Below are 21,370 nucleotides of genomic sequence, written 5' to 3' on the forward strand. Positions count from 1 at the left end.
GTCGCGGTCCCGGCTGACAGGCGCAACGCCCGAAGCTAGACTGCCAAGCGGGCGACCAGCTTGGATGTGACATGACCGCTTTGACCGACGACGCTCCCCGGACACGATGGGCCACCCGGCAGGATATCCCGGCACTCAAGGCGCTCATGGAACGGGCGATCGATGCGCTTCAAACCGGCTTGCTGTCCCCGGAACAGGTCGCAGCCAGTCACGCGATCATGGGATTGGACACGCAGCTGATCGAGGACGGCACCTACCTGATCGCCGAGCGCGACGGGGTCATCATGGGTTGCGGCGGTTGGAGCAAGCGGGCGACTCTCTACGGGGGCGATCATAGCAGCGCATTGCGCGCGCCCGAGCTTCTCGATCCGGCGCAGCATCCCGCAAGGATCAGGGCGATGTACACGGATCCCGATTTCGTCCGGCAGGGTGTAGGCCGGCTTATCCTGAAGGGATGCGAGGACGCCGCTGCTTCGCATGGTTTCACCAGCGTCGAATTGATGGCCACGTTGAGCGGAGAGCGTCTCTATGCGGTGAACGGCTATCAGCCGGTGGAAACCGTCGAGGCTGTGGCGAACGGTATAGCGATCCCATTGATCCGGATGCAGAAACCGCTTTGACCGTTCCCGAACCGGCGCGGTCCGACTCGCCCGCCCAAAAGACACGTGCGACCGCAAGACGTCAGTCGATCGACCACTCCCAATAGCCGTCCTTGCCGCTGGCCGTCGTCAGCCGCAGGTAGCGCGTGCGCAGCGCATGCGGCAGCGCGATCGGCGAGCCCGATCGGGCCGCCGTCGGCACCACCGTGTGCCACGCCAGGCCGTCGTCCGAAGCCTCGATGCCGACCGTATAGGTCCGCGTCGCATATTCCGGCCGCAGCCGGCTGCCCGTCACCGCGCGTACCGCGCCGAGATCGGCCACCAGCGTCGCCGCCCCCTCACCGCCATCGCGCCACAAGGTCGCGTAATTGTCGTCCGCCGCACGCGCCGCGCCATAGGCCCCCTCGCCGCTCCCCGACGCCTGCCAGCGCAAGCCCCGCGCCCGCGCCGGCGCGAAGCCCTTCACCGCGCCGCCATGCGACGGCGCCACCCGCGCCAGCGTGCCGTCGGTGCCGATGCGCAGCGGATCGACCGCGATCTGGCGCAACACCTCCTCGCCGTCGCGCGGCCACGGCAAGGCCTGACGATGATAGAGGATATAGGCCTGACCGCCGCTGCGGAAAACCGCGTGATGGCCGGGGCTGATGATGTCGCGGCTGGCATCGGTGGTCAGGATCGGGCTGTCGGCGGCCTCCCTGAACGGGCCGAACGGCGTGTCGCCGATCGCATAGCGGACCTTGTACGTGTCCTTGGTCGTGTTGCCGTCGCTATAGGTCAGCGCATAGCGTTTCCCCGCTTTCACCATGAACGGCCCCTCGAAATAGTTCGCGGGGGTGACGTCGCGCGGAACGCCGTCGAACGTCACCATGTCGGGCTTCAGTTTGACGACGAAGCAATGGCCGTTGGTCCAGTTGAGCCCCGACCCCCAATAGAGATAGGCCTGCCCGTCGCTATCGATGAACGCCTCGGCGTCGATCATATGATAGGCGGGCGCGAAGTCGCGCGCGACCAACGGCTTGCCGCCATTGGCGTCGGCCCATGGCCCTGCCGGCGAAGGCGCGCTGCCGACCCAGATCTCGCTGCCGACCGAGACGTACATATACCAGCGGCCGTTCGCCGCCTTGACCACCGACGGCGCCCAGACCTTGGAATCACCCGAGGTCGGGCTGGTCGCCGCCTGTTTCGTCGGCCAGTTCGGCTGCGAGAAGGTCCAGTCGCGGCCATTGTCCGAGGTCCAGAGCCCGAGCGTATCGCCGCCCCACGGATCGATCGTCGCGAAGACGTACCAGCGGCCGCCGTCGCGGACGATCGACGGATCGGCGAAATAGCCCGGCAGCAGCGGATTGCCCGCACCCGTCGCGTCCCAGCGTGCCGGCGCATCCGCCGCACTGACCAGCAGCGCCGCGGCGGGCAGCAGCGCGCGGGCGACTAGGGATCGGATCGTCATCGCGTCAGCCTCCATGGGTGGGGTGAGTCTCGCCGTCGAGCTCGCTCGCCCCGCGCACCACCGCGACGCTGTCGCCGGTGTCGCGCATCTCGTATAATTTGCCGCGCGCATTGTGGAACGGGCGGTGCAGCACCATCATCAGCCCGCCGTCGAAGCGGCGGAAGATCATGCCGTGGCCGCTGTCGGCGCGGACCAGCGGCGGCAATTGCTCCCACGGGCCGGCAAGTTCGCCGCTGCGCGAGCGCGCGACGCCCTGCACGTAGGAACCGCGATCGTCATAGCTCGACCAGAGCATCAACAGCCGGCCGGTGCGGGTGCGGAACAGCTCCGGCCCGTCGGTGACGTAGATCTTGTCGCCCTCCTTCTGCGGCCGGCCCGATGCCCAGGGCGCCTCCGAGGCGCGGAAGAGCAAGCGGGGCGCGCCCGCCGCCTTGAGCGTCGCATCGAGCGGCAGCGCCTCGATCGTGCCGTCGCGCGCCTGTACCCATTCGTGCGCATAGACCAGCCACGGCTTACCGGCGCGATCGACGTGGAGCGTGCCGTCGAGCGTCATCAGCTCTTTCGGGGCGATCGGGTCGCCGTCGCGCAACAGCGTGAACGGCCCGCCGAGCCGGTCCGCCACCGCCAGCACGGTGCCGCGGCGATGCGTTCCCGGCTTGGCGAGCCTGGCGGTTTCGTTGTGGAAGGTCGTGAGCAGATACCAGCGACCGCGCCAGCGATGCACCTCGGGCGCCCAGGCACCGTCATTGGCCCAGGTGCCGTCCGGCAGCGCGAAGACGACGGTCGGGCGCGTCCAATGCTTCAGGTCGCGGCTGGTATAGGCCATGATGCCGAGCCGTTTGTCGCCGGTCATCTCCGCCTGATTGGTGGTGAACAGCCAATAAGTGCGCGTCGCGGCATCGGCGACGATCCACGGATCGTGCAGCGGCATCGCCGGCATCGTCAGCGGTGCGGGGGTCGGCGCCGGCGCGGCCGCGATCGGCAGCGCGAGCATCAGTGCAAAAGCGGCACGCCACATCATCGATTCTCCTGCACGGTGACCATCAGCGTCTTCCCCTCCGGCGGCAGGATCAGCCCGAACGCGGTCTCGTCGCCGTTGAGCAGGCGCTCGCGCACCCAGCGGCCGCCCTCGAAATGCCCCTCCTCGACCGTGACGAGCTGGATGCCGCCCGCCGCGCCGAGCCTCGGCGCGAACTTGAGGTTGGCACTCGCGCCGGTGAGCAGGAAGCGATCGGGCGCGGCGCGTGCGATGATCACCCGGCCGGACAGGTCCTTGTTGCCCTGCCCGCGCGGCCCGCCATAGCCGTCGCGCACCTCGCCGAAGCGTGCGACGAGATCCACGTCGCCGAAGACGAGCGGCACGTTCGCCATACCGTCTTCCTCGACCGCGACGCGCACCTGCCCCGCATCGCGCAGCGGCAGCAGGAACGGCGCCGCCTCGCGCAGCAGACGATAATCGAGCGCGATCGGCTCCTCCGCCGCCTGCCCGTCCTTAAGGCCGAAGTCCGCGCCGATGCCGAATTTGCCGATGCCGACCGCATGCGGCTGCGCCAGCGTCCAGAAGGCGTGGCGGGCATGCGCCATGCTGCCGCCCGTCTCCGGCACGAACAGGGGATTGCCGGGCACGTCATAGGCGCGCGCGATCTCGGTATAAGGCGCGACATTGGTGTCGTAATTGTCGACGCCGACGACGTCGATCGCGGGTGCCAGCGCGCGCCATTGCGGCAACAGCCACGACACCGCGCCGCCCGAGGGCGAACTGTCCCCCGGCCGCAGCAGACCCGGCTGCTCGCGCGGCCAGACGTTGACGTAGAGCGGCAGATCATAGGCGCGCTTCCCCGCCGCCGCGACCGCGCCGATATAGCGCGCGGTGTGATAGGCCATGAATGCCTCGGGCGCGCGCTCGGCGTAATTGGCGGTCCAGTCGCCGGGTTTCGCGCTCGGCATGTCGGCGGGCACCGCGGCGCGGAACAGCGCCTCGGCGGCGGGCGCATGATCGCGATCGGCGCCGAGCGTCCCCGCCTCATTCTCCACCTGCACCATGACGACGGTCTTCTGCCGCCCGTCGACGGCTTTCAGATGCGCCATCAGCGCAGCGAAGGCGTGCGCATCGGCGTCGCGGCTGGCGGCGGCGATCGGTGACAGCACCTCGATCGGCTTGCCCAGCGCGTCGACGACCCGCGGGAAGCGCGCGGTGTCGCGCTTCACCCAGGCGGGCGTGTAGCTCATGTTGGCGTTCTTCCACGTCCCGAACCACAGCAGCACCAGCCGCACCTGCTGCGCGCGTGCCTCTGCGATCAGCTCGTCGACCACCGTCCAGTCGAACCGCCCCTCCACCGGCTCGACCGATTCCCATCCGATCGGCGCCATCACCGTATTGGCATGGCTCCGCCGGATCGCGGGCGCGAGGCGGCGCAGTTCGGCGGGGAAGCCGCTGGAATTGTTGAGCTGGATACCGAGCAGCAGGAAAGGTTGCCCATCGACGCGCAGCGCCGGCTTGCCCGCGTCGGTGGCGACGAAGCGGCTGTCCTGCGCCGCCAGCGGCGCCGCCACGACGCCGCCGGCGAGCAGCAGCGCGGCAGCAGCACGCCCGATGCCGGACGTCCAGGCACATCGCGTCACCGACCGTCGCTCCATCGTCCGCTCCTGCCCTATTTTATATGTAGGACATGACTTCCGCTGCGGAGACGGTCAAGATGCAACTTGGATCAAGCGATCCGCATCGCCTGTTCGGTATCGCGCTGCGCCTGTTCGATCAGTGCGGTCGCCGCGGCATGCGCCGCCGCCGGGTCGGCGCGCGCGATCGTCTCGAACAAGGCCTGATGCTGCGGGATCGAATCGATGTAATCGGCGACGACGCGATATTTGAAGAACGTCGTCCAGCGCACCGCCGACGAGATGCTGCTCGACAGGCTGCCGAGCAGCTCGTTGGCGGTCGCCTCGAGCAATACCGCGTGGAATTGCTCGTCCGCCGCCTGACCCGCGACGCTCTCCAGACCGTGGTGCGTCATCAGTTCGAGCGCGTGACCGAGTCGCGACAATTGCCGCGCGGTGCGATGCGTCGCGGCGAGCGCGGCGGCGGCCGGTTCGACGATCAGCCGCAGTTCGAACAGGCTTTTGACGAAGCCGACCGGCGGTTCGCCCTCGAACATCCAGCCGAGCATCTCGGTATCGAGCAGGTTCCAGTCGACCCGTTCGCGGACCCGCGTTCCCGTCTTGCGCCGGCTTTCGATCAAGCCCTTGGCGGTCAGCATACGCAGCGCCTCGCGGATGACGTTGCGCGCCACGCCGAACCGGTCGGCAAGATCGAACTCGCCGGGAATCGTCTCGCCCGGCGTATAGTCGCCGGTGACGATCGCGACGCCGAGCGTCCGCGCGATCGTCACGTGCGCTGGCCTGATCCGTTCGCGTTTCGCCAATTTTTTATGAACCTTCCCAAGGGCATGGCGAGGGATCGCCGTCCCATCGATAGGCCGCAACCGATCCACCTGCAAATTTCATTTGTCCGGCATAATCCGACTCGTTATATGTAGGACATTACACGGCACTCATGTCGGTATTATTGGGGAGAGGGACCATGAAGGGCACTTACGTGCGTCTGTTCGCGGGCGCATCGTTCGTCGCACTGGCCGGCGCGGCGCATGCACAGACGACGATACCGGCCGCACAAGCAACCGGCACCGTGTCGCAGACCAGCGATCAGGCGGCGAGCGATCCGACGAACGATCAGGACATCATCGTCACCGGCGTCCGCGCCAGCCTGCGGTCGGCGCAGGCGATCAAGCGCAATTCCGACCAGATCGTCGATTCGATCAGCGCGCAGGACATCGGCAAGCTGCCCGACGTGAACACGACCGAGGCGCTGCAGCGCGTCACCGGCGTGCAGATCCAGCGCCGCTACGGCGAAGGCGCGACCGACTTCGATCACCGTACCTCGCCCGCGATCACCGTGCGCGGCCTTACCCAGGTGCAGAACTTCCTCGACGGCCGTGCGGTCTATTCGGCCTCCGGCGGCCGTGCCTTCGACCTCGAAGCCATTCCGCCGGAACTGCTGTCGGGCGTCGACGTCTACAAGAACGCACCCGCCAACATCATCGAAGGCGGCGTCGGCGGCGCGGTCAATCTGCGCACCCGCCGGCCGTTCGATTCGGACAAGCAGGTCGTCAGCCTGACCGCGCGCGGCAATTACTACGACCGCGTCGACAAACCGGGATATTCGGTGTCGGGCCTGTACAGCAACCGCTTCGACACCGGCATCGGCGAGATCGGCTTCCTGGTGAATGCGGTCTATTCGAAGAGCCAATATCGGCAGGACGGCATCCTCGCCAACCAGCAGCAGCCGATCCCGGCCGGTTCGATCACGGGCGCGCCGGCCAATGCCAAGGCGCCGCTCGGCTTCCAGGTGTATGACGATCTCGGCGACCGTCGCCGGCTCGGCATCGCGAGCGCCCTCCAGTGGCAGGCGACCGACAATCTGCTGCTGACCGGTCAGTATCAATATACCAAATATTGGTTCAACCGCCGCGGCGCCTATTATTATTCGGTCAATGGCGGGACGCAGTCGCGGCCGCTGCCCAGCGCCACCTTCACCTTCAACGACGAAGGCTATGCCACGTCGGGCGCGCTGCAGAACCAATTGTTCGAGACCGGCCGCTTCGACCAGGAATTGTGGAGCCAGAGCCAGAACTTCACGCTGGGCGCCGACTGGAGCCCGACCGACCGCGCGAAGATCCACTTCGACGCGCAATATCTCAAGAGCTATTACAACGCCGATCGCAACGGCAACGTCCTGTCGCTGTTCACCGCCGCGGGGCAGACCGAGGCGAACGCGCCCAATCAGGAGATCGTCGATTTCGATCTGCGCGGCAGCCGGCCACGCTGGGACGTGCGCAACAAGGCGCTGCTGACCGATCCAAGCAAATATGCGACGACGTTCATCGCCGATTCGCTCCAGCGCAACGACGCCGATCAGCTCGCTTTGTCCTACGACCTTGAATATGATCTCGAGGGCGGCTTCCTGAAGAAGCTGCGCGGCGGCGCCCGCTATTCGGACAATTCGATCGATCTGCGCGGCACCTGGAACGGCGTCTGCCTGTATCAGACCGGTCCCGACGGCAGCTGCTCGGCACCGGCGGGAACGCCGTTCATCCCGCTCACCCAGAATCCGCAGCTGGCGATGCCCGGCCCCTCGAAGAACTTCTTCGACGGCAACAGCGTCACCGGCGGCCTGCTCTACCCCGCCTTCCCGCAGGCCAATGGCGTGTGGGCGCAGACCAAGGCGCTCTATGCGATCTTCGGCGCGAAGACGAAGGACGCGTTCACGCCCGGCGATCTCAATTCGCAGAACGAGAAGACCTACACCGCCTGGGGCATCGCCGATTACGCCTTCGAAGCTGGCGGCGTCCGCTTCGATGGCGGCGCCGGCGTCCGGCTGGTGAAGACCAAGGTCGTCTCGTCGGGTACGCTCTTCAACTCGGACGGCACGATTTCGCCGCTCTCGATCGACAAGAGCTACACCCGGGCGCTGCCGAGCTTCAACGTGCGGGCACGGTTCACCGACGAGATCCAGATGCGCTTCGCCTATTCGAAGGGTCTCGCGCGGCCGAATTTCGACCAATTGTCGACCAACCTGACGCTCAACAACCCCAATCAGGTGAGCCCGATCACCGGTCGACCGAGCGCCAATTCGGGCAATCCGCGGCTCAACCCGATCGAGTCGGACAATTACGATCTGACCGCGGAATGGTATTTCGCCCCGACCGGGTCGCTGACCGCGGGCCTGTTCTACAAGAAGGTCGACGGCTTCCTCGCCAGCGGCGTGGTGGTCCAGAACTTCCAGGGTCGCGCCTATGACGTGAATACCGTGCTCAATTCCGGCAATGGCACGGTGAAGGGCGCCGAGATCGGCTATCAGCAGTTCTTCGACTTCCTGCCCGGCCTGCTCAGCGGGTTCGGTATCCAGGCCAATTACACCTATGTCGACTCGAACGTCAGCAATCCGTTCGCGACGGCTGGATCGAACATCCCGACGCAGGTGCCGCTGGAGAAGCTGTCGAAGCACAATTACAATCTGATCGGCCTGTACGAAAAGGGACCGTTGACCGCCCGCCTCGCCTACAATTGGCGGTCGAGCTATCTCGATCAGACGACCGGCGCGGGCGCCAACGGCATTCCGCAATATGCCAAGCCCTATGCGTCGCTGGATGCGTCGATCAGCGTCAATGTCACCGATCATGTCGCGGTGTCGGCGGATGCGGTGAACCTCACCAACCGGATGAACGTCACCTACATCGGCACCGCCGCGCAGCCGCTGCAATATCAGCTCAACGACCGCCGCTTCGGCCTGTCGCTGCGCGCCACCTACTAAACGGCTTCCCCACTGCCGGCGCGGTCTTCGGATCGCGCCGGCTTTCTTGTGCCCGGCGCACAGGAACAAAAAACGGCCGCGGCCGGGGGGGCCGCGGCCGGTCCGTTCGCCTGTCGTTTAGTTGATCATCGTCCAGCGCTGGTTGCCGCCGCCGTTGCACGGCCAGACGATCAGCTTGGTGCCCGTGTCGGTCGAGGCTTCGTTGACGTCGAGGCAGGAGCCCGAGGCGCGGTTGACGATCGTCGTGCCGTTATACGTCCATTGCGACTTGTCGCCGATCGAGCAGGAGGTCTGCACCACCGCGCCGCCGCTGCCGTTGTCGTCCGCCTGGGCGAGGCACAGCCCGCTGCGCTGCACGACATATTGCGTGTAATTGCCGATCGGACGGCGCTCGACCAGTTCGTTGCTGGTGTTGGTGCAGGTCCATTGGATCGCCGTGCCGTTATAGTAAGGCGAATCGTTGCTGATGTTGGCGCACTGGCCGCTGTGCGCGACCTGCATCTTGACCAATTGCGTGTTGGGCGAGCCGAGCGCGATCGTGCCCGCCGCCGCATCGATCGTGATCTGCGACGCGGTGCCGGTGAAATCGAGCGAGGTGTTCGTCGGAAAGGTCAGCGGCAGCCACACATAGGTCGAATCGTTGACGATCTGGCCGATCGCCGGCCCCCAGCGATCGCCCATGTAGAGATAGGACGTGCCGCTCGATCCCTGCACCGGCAGGATATAGGTCGATTGCGAATTGTAGGTGGTGTCGTGACCGAAATAGGTCGGCCCGGTCCACGGCCCGGCGAGACTGGTCGCGGTGAAATAGGCGGCGCGATTGGGGTTCCAGCCGGTGGCGCCCGAGGTGATCAGGAAGTAGACGCCGTTGCGCTTGACCAGCGCGGGCGCTTCGCGATGATAGCCCTTGATGACGGTGAGCAGCGAATCGACCTTGGTATAGTCCGCGCTCAACTTGTAGACGTTGAGGTCGTAGTTCACGTTCGACGACGAGATCAGATAGCCGGTGCCGTCGCTGTCCTGATACACCGTCATGTCGCGTGAATCATAATCGAGTGGCCGGAAGCTGCCGAGATAGGTGTAATTGCCGTCGACCGTGTCCGACGTCGCCACCGCGACGCGCGCCTCGCCATAGTCCTTGCCATTCTCCCAATGCGCCCACAGCACGTATTTGCGGGTCGCGGCATTGTAGAGGATCTTTGGCCGTTCGATGTTGGCGCCGTTCAGCTCGCTCGCCGACGAGGATTTCAGCACGTCGTTGCGGAATTCCCAGGTCTTGAGATCGGTCGATCGGTACATCGACACCGCACGGAAGGAATAATCCGGGTTCCGATTCTCGCCGAGGAAATAATAATAGCTGCCGACCTTGATGACGCCGCCGCCGTGCGCGTCGATCTGCCCGCCCGTCGTGGTGACGAACTGCGAGCCGTTGTTGACGGTCTGCGCGCTCGCCCAGGCGACGCCGGGCAGCGCCAGCGCCACCATCGCGGCGCCCAGCGCCAGAGTTTTTCTCAACATCATTCCTCTCCTCATCAGCCGATCTCCGTCGGCAATTATGTATGACATATGGATGTCATGTTGAGAATAGACCGAGGCGCCAACGCTAGCGCTACCATCGCATTTCCGTGGGTTTCGCCAGCTTTACAGCGCCAGACCTTCCTCTATCATGTCGGACAACAGGCAGGACGATCATGCCAGGGGAGAGGATTATGCAGAGGAAAGGCTGGGCCGCCGTGTCCACCGCCGCAGCGCTGGCGCTCGCCGGCGGCTATGCCGTGCATCACCGGACCCGTCCGCCCGCATCGCCCCCCGCGGCGGTCGCGGTGGTCAGCGCACCGGTCACCGTCGTCCGCCCCACTGCCACGCCGAGCGCCTCACCCGCGCCGGTGCGCGAGCGGCCCGAGCGCAAACTGGTCGAGACGCTCGCCAAGCACGATCGTCGCGGCGGCGACGTGCGGATGATGGCGGCGGTGATGACGACGCAGCCGCCGCCAGCCGCCGCCGCCGCGCCGGTGGAGGTGGCGATGACCGCCGCAGTCGCGCGCCTGCCGGTCTTCGCCGCCGCCGCGCCCGTCCACGTCAGTTGCGTGCGGACCGCTTGCGAGGTTGCGGGGCCGCTGCCGGCGGGGCAGACGGAGGCGACGATGGTGACCGCCTTTCGCGACAAGCAGTTCGAGCATGATCTGCTCGCCCGCGGCTATACGCCGGGGCCGGTGCTCGTCGCCGATGCCGGCGACGGCAGCCGCGGCTTCGTCTTCTATATCAACAACGAGTTCTGACACCGATGTCGACCGCCGCGCCGCATGCTGCCGCCACGCCCTGGTTCGCCGCTCCCGGCGCGATCGAGATCCTGCGCGTCGGCGAGGAGCGTGAGCCGGTGGTGGTGATCGACGGCGCCAGCGGCGACCCGGCGGCGCTGGTCGAGATCACCGCGCGCGCGCGGTTCACCGACGCGGCGCGCGCGGGCAGCGGCTATCCCGGACTGCTCGGCCCGGCACCGGTCGGCTATCTCGATGCGATGGTGCGCTTCGTGCTGCCGCTGATCGCCGCGCATTTCGGCACCGGCCCGGTCGTGCCGGCACGCGCGCGCGGCAATTTCTCGCTGGTCACCACGCCGGCGGATGCGCTGAGCCCCGACCAGCGCGTCCCGCACGTCGACACCGCCGACCGGCTGCAATTCGCGACCGTGCATTTCCTGTCGCCGGACAATGCCGACGGCACCGGCTTCTTCCGCCATCGCGCCACCGGGTTCGAGACGATCGATGCCGAACGCCTGCCGGCCTATCACGCCGCGCTCGACCGCGAACGCGCCGATCCACCGCCGCCCGGCTATCGGATCGAGTCCGACGCGCGCTTCGAGCGGATCGGTGCGGTCGCGGCACGCTGCGACCGGCTCGTGCTCTATCGCGCGGCATTGCTCCATTCGGGGCTGATCGCGCATCTGCCGGACGCCGCCGCCGATCCGCGGCGCGGACGGCTGACCGGCAATCTGTTCCTCCAATGCCGGGCGAGCGCATGAGCGGGCAAGACGGCGCGATCCGCCGCATCGCGATCATCGGCGGCGGCACCGCCGGCTGGATGGCGGCGGCGGCGCTCGCGCGCGTGCTCGGCCCGCACGGTCCGGCGATCACGCTCGTGGAGTCGGAGGAGATCGGCACCGTCGGTGTCGGCGAGGCGACGATCCCGCCGATCCAGGCGTTCAACGCCTTGCTCGGCATCGACGAGGACGATTTCGTCTGTGCGACCGGCGGCACGTTCAAGCTCGGCATCGAATTCGTCGACTGGCGCGCGCTCGGCCAGCGCTATTTCCACCCGTTCGGCGTCTACGGCATCGATCTCGGCGCGGTGCCGTTCGAGGCGCTGTGGCGACGGCTGCAAGCCGAGGGCGCGGCGGGTCCGTTGTCCGATTATTCGATCTGCGCGGCCGCCGCAGCCACGGGCAAATTCATGCGGCCGCAGCCCGGCAACACGCCACTGGCGCATATCGGCTATGCCTTCCACTTCGACGCCGCGCTATATGCCCGCTTCCTGCGTGGTCGCGCCGAGGCCGCCGGCGTCGTCCGCCGCGAGGGGCGGGTCGTCGACGTCGTGCTGCGCGGTGCGGACGGCTTCATCGAGGCGGTGACGCTCGCCGACGGCGGACGGGTCGAGGCGGACCTGTTCGTCGACTGTTCGGGATTCCGGTCGCTGCTGCTCGGCGACACGCTCGGTGCGGGGTTCGAGGATTGGTCGGCGTGGCTCCCCAATGATCGCGCGGCCGCGGTGCCGAGCGCGGTCACCGGGCCGCCACCGCCCTATACCCGCGCCACCGCCCGCGCCGCCGGCTGGCAATGGCGTATCCCGCTGCAGCATCGCGTCGGCAACGGCTATGTCTTCGCCGCCGACCATATCTCGGAAGACGAGGCGACCGCGACCCTGCTCGCCAATCTCGAAGGCGAGGCGCTGGCCGAGCCGCGCACGTTGCGCTTCCGCGCGGGGCGGCGATCGGCGCTCTGGGTGCGCAATTGCGTCGCGCTCGGCCTGTCCGGCGGCTTTCTCGAGCCGCTGGAGTCGACCAGCATCCATCTGATCCAGTCGGGCATCGCGCGCCTGCTCGAGATGCTGCCGACGCGCGCGTTCGAGCCTGCCGACATCCGCCGCTACAACCGGCTGATGGCGACCGAGTTCGACAGCATCCGCGACTTCGTCATCCTCCACTTCCACGCCACCGGTCGCCGCGACACCGCTTATTGGCGACGGCTCGCCGAGATGCCGATCCCGGACACGCTGGCGGAGCGGATCGCCATCTATCGCCGCACCGGCCGCGTGTTCCGCGAGACCGACGAATTGTTCACCAAGACGAGCTGGCTGGCGGTAATGGACGGCCAGGGGCTGACCGCGTCGGGGTACGATCCGCTCGGCGCCGCCCTGCCGCTCGCCGATGCGCGTGCGGCGCTCGACCGGATCGGCAAGGTCACCGCCGCCGCCGCCGCCCATATGCCGCCGCATCAGGATTTCATCGCGCGGCACTGCCGCGCGCCACGCTAGCCGCAAAGCGCGACGAAGGTAGGGCTAGCCACGGTTGCCGCTTGCACGGGTGAACGATCCCCTCATAAGTAAAAGACGGAACGGGCAAGTGATTGGTCCGGGGGGAGAGATTCGATGACTCAGCCGACGCGCGCCATCCGCAAGCCAGGCCTTCTGCGCCATCTGCTGGCCGCGGGGACGGCGATCGCATCGCTCGCCGCGCTGCCTGCCGCGGCCGATCCGCTGGCGATCGTCGACCGCAACGGTGGCATCGTCTCGATCGAACCCTATGCTCCCAACATCGTCCGGGTGACGATCGCGCTCGACAAGGCGCTCGCCGTTGCCCCGCCGGGCGAAGGCCCCAACGCCAAGCCCGATGCCGCCGGCTGGAGCCACCGCACCGACGCGAGCGGCGACGTCTTCGCCTCGCCGGCGCTGACCCTGACCGTCGCCGCGCAGCCCTGGCCCAAGGCGCCGACGCAGATGCAGCGCTATTTCGCGCCGTCGCTGCCGCCGGTGGCGATCTCGGTGCGCGGTGCCGACGGCCGCACCCTGCTCGACATGACCGGCTGGGAAATGGCGCCGCACACCGTCAACGACGAAAAGACCTTTCGCGTCGGCGCCAGCTTCGCGGTGCAGCCGGGCGAACATTATTACGGCCTCGGCCAGAACCAGGAGGGCGTGCTCGACCTCAAGGGCCGCACGATCGACTGCCGCCACAATTACGATGCCCCCGCCGGCGAGAGCGTCTGCGTCCCCTTCATGGTCACCAACAAGGGCTACGGAATCGTCTGGGACAATGCCTCGGCGACGACGGTCTCGCCCGGCCTGCACAACGCCACCCACTGGCAGTCGAACGTCGGCGAGCGCGTATCCTTCTTCGTCATCACCGGCGACACCACCGACCAGCTTTATGCCGGCTATGCGAAACTGACCGGCGCCACCCCGCTGCCGCCCAAGGCGGCGTTCGGCCTGATCCAGTCCAAGGCGCGCTACGAGACGCAGAAGGAATTGCTCGACGTCGCGCAGGGCTATCGCCAGCGCAACCTGCCGCTCGACGTGATGGTGCTCGACTGGTTCTATTGGTCGCGGATGGGCCAGCTCGACATCGACCGGACCTTCTTCCCGGATCCCAAGGGGATGAACGATACGCTCCACAATTTGGGGATGCATTCGATCATCAGCGTCTGGCCACGCTTCGAGCGGGAGTCGCGCTATTACGATTTCCTCGGCGCCAAGGGCTGGCTGCTCCACGACAAGGACGGCAGCGTCGTCGACGGCCTGCCGATCCGCGCCGACCGCGCCGGCGCGTTGCTCGATTCGACCAATCCCGACGCGCGGCAATGGTTCTGGACCAAGATCCGCGACAATATCGCCAGCCAGGGCTTCGACTGGTTCTGGCTCGACGAGACCGAGCCCGACCTCGTCCCCGACGGCCACCAATTCTCGATCGGCTCGGGCGACCGCTACCACAATCTCTATCCGCTGGTGCACACCAGCAGCGTCGCGGAAGGCTCGGCGAAGGACCGGCCCGACATGCGCAACCTGATCCTGTCGCGCGCCGCCTATCTCGGCACGCAGCGCAACGGCGCCCTCTTCTGGTCGTCGGACGTGCAATCGACCTGGGAAGCGCTGCGCCGGCAGGTGCCCGCCGGGCTCGGCTTCACCGCCACCGGCATGGCCTATTGGAGCAGCGACACCGGCGGCTGGCAGAACCCCGCCGGCCCCAAGGCCGAGCGCGCGCCTTTGCTCGACCCTGCCGGCGCGACCGCGATGCCGCCGAGCTATGCCGATTACCCCGAGCTGTTCACGCGCTGGTTCGCCTATAACAGCTTCACGCCGACGCTGCGCATCCACGGCCAGCGTGCCGGCACCGCGCTATGGGAGTATGGCACCGCCGCCGAGCCGGTGCTCGCCGGCTTCCTGCGGCTGCGCTATGCGCTGATCCCCTATCTCTACGCATTGGGGCATCAGACCGCGCAGACCGGCGCGCCGTTCATGCGCGCGCTGTTCATGGACTTCCCCAACGATCCCGCGGTGGCGACGATCGGCGACCAATATATGTTCGGCCCCGCCTTCCTCGTCGCGCCGGTCACCGATCAGGGCGTGACCAGCCGCAAGGTCTATCTGCCCGCCGGCGCCGACTGGTACGATTACTGGACCGAGCGGCGCTACACCGGCGGCCAGACGATCGACGCGGCGGCACCGATCGACAAGATCCCGCTGTTCGTCCGCGCCGGATCGATCGTGCCGATGGGGGTGCAGGTGCCGAGCACCGCGACCGCGCAGCCGCTGGAGAGCATCCGCGTCTATCCCGGCCGCGACGCGAGCTTCACGCTCTACGACGATGACGGCGTCACCAACGCCAATCGCAAGACCGGCGGCAGGACGGCGACGCTGCGCTGGAGCCAGGCAACGGGCAAGCTCGCCGCGTCGGGCCGCCTGCCGACCGGGCAGGATGCCGCCGGATTGGTCCGCGTCGTGCAGGGCAAATAAGCCGCCACACCTTCTCCGTCGAAAACGGGGAAGGTGTGTCTTTTCAGACACGTAATTTCACGAAGCCGACACAATCGCCGACTAGCGCGAAGATCCGCCGGGGGGCGGTCGCCATCATCGCCGGCAGGTCGCGCCAAGGGAATATCCTGGCGTCCCGCCCGGCGGCGGCTCCCCGTAACCATCAGGGGGACCTTCGTGACCACGCGTTTGCTCAAGACCATGTTGCTGCTCGGTGCCGCCGGCTTCGCCGCGCCCGCGCTCGCCCAGACCGCGACGCCGGCGACCGACGCCGCCGCGACCGATACGACCGCGACGCAGGACGCCAGCGGCGATCTCGGCGACATCGTCGTCACCGCCGAGCGCCGTTCGGAAAACCTGCAGCGCGTGCCGCTGTCGGTCGCTGTCGTCGGCGGCAGCGACCTGCGCACCTTCCAGGCGGGCGGCGAGGACATCCTGTCGCTCTCCGGCCGGGTTCCCGGCCTGTATATCGAGACGACGACGGGGCGCATCTTCCCGCGCTTCTACATCCGCGGCCTCGGCAACATCGATTTCTATCTCGGCGCCAGCCAGCCGGTGTCGATCATCCAGGACGACGTCGTCCTCGAACATGTCGTGCTGAAGTCGAACCCGGTCTACGACGTCAACCAGGTCGAGGTGCTGCGCGGGCCGCAGGGTTCGCTGTTCGGCCGCAACACCACCGCCGGCATCATCAAGTTCGACACGATCCGCCCCAGCCAGACGTGGCAGGGCCGCATGTCGGCGTCGGCGGGCAGCCTTGGCACCTTCACCTATGACGCCGGCGTCGGCGGTCCGATCATTCAGGACAAGGTCGCGGTGCGACTGTCCGGCCTGATCCAGCATCGCAACGACTGGGTCGACAACCGCTTCGCCGGGGTCAGCGCCGACGGCACGCGCACCCCGCAGAAGGATGCGATGGGCGGTTTCGACGAGCGCGACGTGCGCCTGCAGGTGCTGCTTACCCCGACCGAGGCCTTCTCGGTCAACGTCTCGGGCCACGCCCGCGGCTATCACGGCACCTCGACGATCTTCCACCGCGCCGCGCTCCGCAAGGGCTCGAACTCGGTCTCGGCCGAGCCGCGGAGCAGCATCGCGCTCGACGAGGGCGACAACAACCCGCAGGATTACGACACCTACGGCGGCTCGGTGAACGCGGCCTATGACTTCGGCCCGGTCACGCTGACCTCGATCAGCGCCTATGAAACCACCTCGGGCTACAGCCGCGGCGACACCGACGGCGGCGCGGCGGCGAACTTCCCGGTCAACGGCGTGGCGAACGGCTTCGGCCAGAGCCAGGGCAATATCCGCGCGCTCGGCCAATATACGCAGGAGGTCCGCCTCGCCTCGCAATCCGACCAGCATTTCACCTGGCAGGTCGGCGGCTTCTACTTCCGCCAGAACGACACGACCGAATTCTACCAGCGCAGCTTTTTCCTGAACACCGCGGCCCGCAACCCGAACAACTGGGTGCGCCTGCGCGACATCAACACCAGCTGGGCGGCATTCGGTCAGGCGAGCTTCAAGGTGACGCCAGATTTCACGATCACCGCCGGCGGCCGCTATACCGAGGACGTCAAGCGCACGACGCTGGTCAAGCCGGTGCTGAACGCGACCGGCACCGCCAGCCTGTTCCCGGCGACCGCCCCCACCGCGGTGCGGCTCGAGGGCAAGGAGCCGAGCTGGGACGTTTCGGCGCTGTACCAGCTCGATCCGCGCAACAGCGTCTACGCCCGCGTCGCGCGCGGCTTCCGCGGCCCGACGATCCAGGGGCGTTCGGCGGTGTTCAACTCGCCCTTCTCGACCGCGAACAGCGAGACGATCACCTCGTATGAAATCGGGTCGAAGGGCGTCTTCCTCGACGGCCGGCTGCGCATCAACTCGTCGCTGTTCACCTATACGGTCAACGACATCCAGCTGAACGGCAATGACGTCAACGGCAACGGCGTGCTCTTCAACGCCGACAAGGCGCGTGCCTATGGCGTCGAGATCGACACGCAGTTCCGCCCGGTGCCGAACCTCACCTTAACGCTCGGCGCGAGCGCGCTGGCGTCGAAGATCCGCGACAAGCGCGTCTATGCGCAGGTCTGCATCCTCAACGGCGTGGTGGTCTGCACCGTACAGGATCCGACGATCCGCGTGGGCAGCAACGTCTTCGCGCAGATCGACGGCAACCCCCTGCCCAACGCGCCGCGCTGGAACCTCGACGCCACCGCGCGGTACGACCTGCCGCTCGCCAATGACGGCAAGCTGTTCGTCGCGACCGACTGGAACATCCAAGGCTACACCAATTTCGTGCTCTACAAGACGCGCGAATTCTACGCGAAGGGCAATTTCGAAGGCGGCCTGAAGATCGGCTACACCACGCCGGACGACAATTACGAAATCGCCGCCTTCGCCCGCAACATCACCAACGAGAAGAACCTGAAGGGCGTGATCGAGAACTACATGGCCGCGGTGTTCAACGAACCGCGGATCATCGGCGTCTCGGTCAGCGGCAAGTTCCGCTGAGCCGATAGCGGCGGCGTCTCACGGCGCCGCCGCCGTTACCGTCAGGTCCATCTCCGCAAGCGGCGTGCCGGTGACCGCGTCGATCACCACCGGCTCGACGACATGGCCGTCCGCCGCAACCAGCCGCACGATCGTCTCATCGCCGAAATGCCGCGCCCCCCACGCACCGAGCGCATGGAGCACCGGCAGATAGTCCCGCCCCATCGCGGTCAGCACATAGTCGTGGCGCGGCGGCCGCTCCGAATAGCGCCGCCGTTCCAGCAGCCCATCCTCGACCAGCGCGGCCAGCCGCCGCGTCAGGATGTTGGGCGCGATCCCCAGCCCCTTCTGCAACGCGTCGAAGCGATGCACGCCGCGCGCCACGTCGCGCAACACCAGCATGCTCCAGCCATCACCGACGCGGGCGATACCGCGGCCGAGCGGGCAGTCGCTTTTGGATAATCCTTCACAGTCCATTGCAATAAGATAGTGACTCTCTATCTTTTCGCAAGTCACCCGGCGTGGATGCGGGGTGAAGGAGATGCGCGATGACCGATACCCCCCTGCCCACTGCCCTGATCACCGGCGCCTCGGCCGGCATCGGCGCCACCTATGCCGACCGGCTGGCCCGCCGTGGCCACGACCTGATCCTTGTCGCGCGCGACGAAGCACGGCTGACCGCACTCGCGGATCGCCTTCACGCCGAAACCGGCCGCAGCGTCACGGTGCTGCGCGCCGATCTCACCGACGAGGCCGATATCGCCCGCGTCGAGGCGCGGCTGACGGAGGACGCGCGCATCGGCCTGTTCGTCAACAATGCGGGGATGAGCCTGACCGGCAATCTGCTCACCGCCGAGCCGGAGGCGATCACGCGGCTGATCGCGCTGAACGTCACCGCCCCGACCCGGCTCGCCGCTGCGGCGGGCCGTGCCTTCGCGGCGCGCGGCGGCGGCGCGATTGTCAACGTCTCGTCGGTGCTGTCGCAGGTCGTCGAGACGTTCGACGGCGCCTATAACGGCACCAAGGCGCATCTGCTCACCGTCAGCCGCTGGCTCAACCGCCAGCTCGGCGATCGCGGCGTCTACGTGCAGTCGGTGCTGCCCGCCGCGACGCGCACCGAGATCTGGGAACGCTCGGGGATCGACATCGACAGTTTCCCGACGGAGATCGTCATGGAGGTCGGCGACCTCGTCGACGCCGCGCTGGTCGGCTTCGACGCGCGCGAGGAAGTGACGATCCCACCGCTCGCCGACGAGGGGCTGTGGATCGCCGCCGATCAGGCGCGCGCGGCGATGGTGCCGGTGCTCGGCGGCAACCGCCCCGCCGCCCGCTATCGCGTCTCGGTAGACGCCTGACGCAAAAGGGGCGCCCGATCGCTCGGACGCCCCCTTTGTTTGCAACGATCGCGGCCGGCTTACGCCGCCTGCTTCGACCGGCTCGCGCGCTTGCGCTCGTTCGGATCGAGGTAGCGCTTGCGCAGACGGATCGTCTTCGGCGTCACCTCGACCATCTCGTCGTCGTCGATATAGGCGATCGCCTGCTCCAGCGTCATCTTCTTCGGCGGGGTGAGGCGGATCGCATCGTCCTTGCCGCCGCTCGCGCGGAAGTTGGTCAGCTGCTTCGCCTTCATCGGATTGACCTCGAGGTCGTCCGTCTTGGCGTTCTCGCCGATGATCATGCCTTCATACAGCGCCTCGCCGTGGCCGACGAACAGCACGCCGCGGTCCTCGAGCGGGCCGAGCGCATAGCCCTGCGCCTCGCCGGCGCCGTTGGAGATCAGCACGCCGTTCTTGCGGCCTTCGATCGTGCCCTTGTGCGGGCCGTACTTCTCGAACAGCCGGTTCATGATGCCGGTGCCGCGGGTGTCCGACAGGAACTCGCCGTGATAGCCGATCATGCCGCGCGACGGCGCCGAGAAGGTGATGCGCGTCTTGCCGCCGGTCGACGGACGCATGTCGGTCAGTTCGGCCTTCCGCAGGTTCATCTTCTCGACGACGGTGCCCGAATGCTCCTCGTCGACGTCGATGATGACGGTTTCGTACGGCTCGGTCTTCTTGCCGTTCTCGTCTTCGCCGAACAGCACGCGCGGGCGGCTGATGCCGAGCTCGAAGCCCTCGCGGCGCATCGTCTCGATCAGCACGCCGAGCTGGAGCTCGCCGCGGCCGGCGACTTCGAAGCTGTCGCGGTCGGCGGCCTCGGTCACCTTCACGGCGACGTTCGATTCGGCTTCGCGGAACAGACGGTCGCGGATCATGCGGCTGGTCACCTTGGTGCCCTCGCGGCCCGCCATCGGCGAATCGTTCACCGCGAAGCGCATCGACAGCGTCGGCGGATCGATCGGCTGCGCGTGCAGCGGCTCGGTGACGGTGATGTCGGCGATCGTGTTGGCGACGGTCGCGACGGTCAGGCCGGCGAGGCTGATGATATCGCCCGCCTTGGCTTCGTCGACCGGCACACGGTCGAGACCGCGGAACGACATGATCTTCGACGCACGGCCGGTCTCGACGATCTTGCCGTCGTTATCGAGCGCGTGGATCGCCTGGTTGGTGCGCACCGTACCCGAATTGACGCGGCCGGTAAGGATGCGGCCGAGGAAATTGTCGCGATCGAGCAGCGTAACGAGGAAGGTGAACGGCACGTCCTCGACTTCCACCTTCGGCGCGGGCACGTGATTGACGATCGTCTCGAACATCGGGATCAGTGTGCCTTCGCGCGCGTCCATGTCGGTCGAGGCATAGCCGTTGCGGCCCGAGGCGTAGAGCACCGGGAAGTCGAGCTGCTCGTCATTGGCGTCGAGCGACACGAACAGGTCGAACACCTCGTCGAGTACTTCCTGGATGCGCGCGTCGGGACGATCGACCTTGTTGACGACGACGATCGGCTTGAGGCCGAGCGCCAGCGCCTTGCCGGTGACGAACTTCGTCTGCGGCATCGCGCCTTCCGACGAATCGACCAGCAGGACGACGCCGTCGACCATCGACAGGATGCGCTCCACCTCGCCGCCGAAGTCGGCGTGGCCGGGCGTGTCGACGATGTTGATGCGGATGCTCTCGCCGCCGCCCGGAGGCGCCCAGTCGACCGAGGTCGGCTTGGCGAGAATCGTGATCCCGCGCTCCTTTTCGAGGTCGTTCGAATCCATGGCGCGCTCTTCGACGCGCTGGTTGTCGCGGAAGGTGCCGGACTGGCGGAAGAGCTGATCGACCAGCGTCGTCTTGCCGTGATCGACGTGCGCGATGATCGCCACGTTGCGGAGGCTCATGGGAATTCCTGAATAGATGGAGCTTGGAGTGCGCGCCCCCATAGCCGAAATGTTGCGTCGCGGGAAGGGGAGCCGTTTCCACGCGCCGCGCGGCGCCGGCATTGAAGGCGACGCGTTCGCGTATTACAGCGCCAACACACTTGCCGTCGCGCCCGAACGCGACCATTTTGCGGGCAACGGCTTGGGAGACG

At 67.1% G+C, this 21,370-nt stretch carries 15 protein-coding genes; 8 read left to right on the top strand and 7 right to left on the bottom strand.

What is annotated here, in order from left to right:
• Positions 1 to 71 precede the first annotated feature (71 nt).
• The gene (locus FFS23_RS08420; protein ID WP_038663897.1) at positions 72 to 620 is read left to right on the top strand and encodes a GNAT family N-acetyltransferase; all 549 of its coding nucleotides are present in this window, start codon (positions 72 to 74) and stop codon (positions 618 to 620) included.
• A 61-nt stretch (positions 621 to 681) separates the two neighbouring features.
• On the opposite strand, the gene FFS23_RS08425 is transcribed toward FFS23_RS08420, so the two are convergent.
• The 4 genes from FFS23_RS08425 to FFS23_RS08440 form a co-directional block, all read right to left on the bottom strand.
• Entirely contained in the window at positions 682 to 2,046 is a 1,365-nt protein-coding gene (locus tag FFS23_RS08425) for a family 43 glycosylhydrolase (protein WP_137898248.1), read from the bottom strand.
• A gap of 4 nt (positions 2,047 to 2,050) precedes the next feature.
• Positions 2,051 to 3,067 carry a glycoside hydrolase family 43 protein gene (locus FFS23_RS08430; protein WP_137898249.1) on the bottom strand — a complete coding sequence of 339 codons (1,017 nt, stop codon included), beginning with the start codon at positions 3,065 to 3,067 and terminating at the stop codon, positions 2,051 to 2,053.
• Positions 3,064 to 4,683: a DUF5597 domain-containing protein gene (locus FFS23_RS08435; RefSeq protein ID WP_137898250.1), complete on the bottom strand. Its 1,620-nt coding sequence runs from the start codon at positions 4,681 to 4,683 to the stop codon at positions 3,064 to 3,066. The genes FFS23_RS08430 and FFS23_RS08435 overlap by 4 nt, the downstream gene beginning before the upstream one ends.
• A gap of 71 nt (positions 4,684 to 4,754) precedes the next feature.
• Positions 4,755 to 5,432 (bottom strand): FadR/GntR family transcriptional regulator, encoded by a 678-nt coding sequence (locus FFS23_RS08440; protein WP_245640722.1) that lies wholly within the window; start codon positions 5,430 to 5,432, stop codon positions 4,755 to 4,757.
• A 191-nt stretch (positions 5,433 to 5,623) separates the two neighbouring features.
• On the opposite strand from FFS23_RS08440, the gene FFS23_RS08445 reads away from it, so the two are divergent.
• Positions 5,624 to 8,413, top strand: a complete 2,790-nt coding sequence (locus tag FFS23_RS08445; RefSeq protein WP_137898251.1) for a TonB-dependent receptor — start codon at positions 5,624 to 5,626, stop codon at positions 8,411 to 8,413.
• A gap of 117 nt (positions 8,414 to 8,530) precedes the next feature.
• Here FFS23_RS08445 and FFS23_RS08450 read toward each other — a convergent pair whose 3' ends face one another.
• A complete protein-coding gene (locus tag FFS23_RS08450; RefSeq protein ID WP_212742931.1) occupies positions 8,531 to 9,931 on the bottom strand; it encodes a family 43 glycosylhydrolase in 1,401 nt (466 codons plus the stop codon).
• Positions 9,932 to 10,146: 215 nt separating this feature from the next.
• Here FFS23_RS08450 and FFS23_RS08455 point away from each other — a divergent pair, with 215 nt between their 5' ends.
• The 5 genes from FFS23_RS08455 (at position 10,147) to FFS23_RS08475 (ending at position 17,941) form a co-directional block, all read left to right on the top strand.
• Entirely contained in the window at positions 10,147 to 10,692 is a 546-nt protein-coding gene (locus FFS23_RS08455; protein ID WP_137898253.1) for a hypothetical protein, read from the top strand.
• Between the two features lie 5 nt (positions 10,693 to 10,697).
• The gene (locus tag FFS23_RS08460; protein WP_137898254.1) at positions 10,698 to 11,432 is read left to right on the top strand and encodes a DUF6445 family protein; all 735 of its coding nucleotides are present in this window, start codon (positions 10,698 to 10,700) and stop codon (positions 11,430 to 11,432) included.
• The gene (locus FFS23_RS08465; RefSeq protein WP_137898255.1) at positions 11,429 to 12,940 is read left to right on the top strand and encodes a tryptophan halogenase family protein; all 1,512 of its coding nucleotides are present in this window, start codon (positions 11,429 to 11,431) and stop codon (positions 12,938 to 12,940) included. Before FFS23_RS08460 ends, FFS23_RS08465 begins: the two co-directional genes overlap by 4 nt.
• A 114-nt stretch (positions 12,941 to 13,054) precedes the next feature.
• Positions 13,055 to 15,415 carry a glycoside hydrolase family 31 protein gene (locus FFS23_RS08470; protein WP_137898256.1) on the top strand — a complete coding sequence of 787 codons (2,361 nt, stop codon included), beginning with the start codon at positions 13,055 to 13,057 and terminating at the stop codon, positions 15,413 to 15,415.
• A 219-nt stretch (positions 15,416 to 15,634) separates the two neighbouring features.
• Positions 15,635 to 17,941, top strand: coding sequence for a TonB-dependent receptor (locus FFS23_RS08475; protein ID WP_171009430.1), 2,307 nt, complete (start codon positions 15,635 to 15,637; stop codon positions 17,939 to 17,941).
• An 18-nt stretch (positions 17,942 to 17,959) separates the two neighbouring features.
• Here FFS23_RS08475 and FFS23_RS08480 read toward each other — a convergent pair whose 3' ends face one another.
• The gene (locus tag FFS23_RS08480; protein WP_137898257.1) at positions 17,960 to 18,397 is read right to left on the bottom strand and encodes a winged helix-turn-helix transcriptional regulator; all 438 of its coding nucleotides are present in this window, start codon (positions 18,395 to 18,397) and stop codon (positions 17,960 to 17,962) included.
• A 71-nt stretch (positions 18,398 to 18,468) separates the two neighbouring features.
• On the opposite strand from FFS23_RS08480, the gene FFS23_RS08485 reads away from it, so the two are divergent.
• Positions 18,469 to 19,275, top strand: coding sequence for an SDR family NAD(P)-dependent oxidoreductase (locus FFS23_RS08485; RefSeq protein WP_137898258.1), 807 nt, complete (start codon positions 18,469 to 18,471; stop codon positions 19,273 to 19,275).
• Between the two features lie 59 nt (positions 19,276 to 19,334).
• Here the strand turns inward: FFS23_RS08485 and typA are convergent, their stop codons facing one another.
• Positions 19,335 to 21,179 (bottom strand): translational GTPase TypA, encoded by a 1,845-nt coding sequence (gene typA, locus FFS23_RS08490; protein WP_038663919.1) that lies wholly within the window; start codon positions 21,177 to 21,179, stop codon positions 19,335 to 19,337.
• Positions 21,180 to 21,370 lie beyond the last annotated feature (191 nt).

This window comes from Sphingomonas sp. 2SG (assembly GCF_005503285.1).
Lineage (GTDB): Bacteria > Pseudomonadota > Alphaproteobacteria > Sphingomonadales > Sphingomonadaceae > Sphingomonas > Sphingomonas taxi.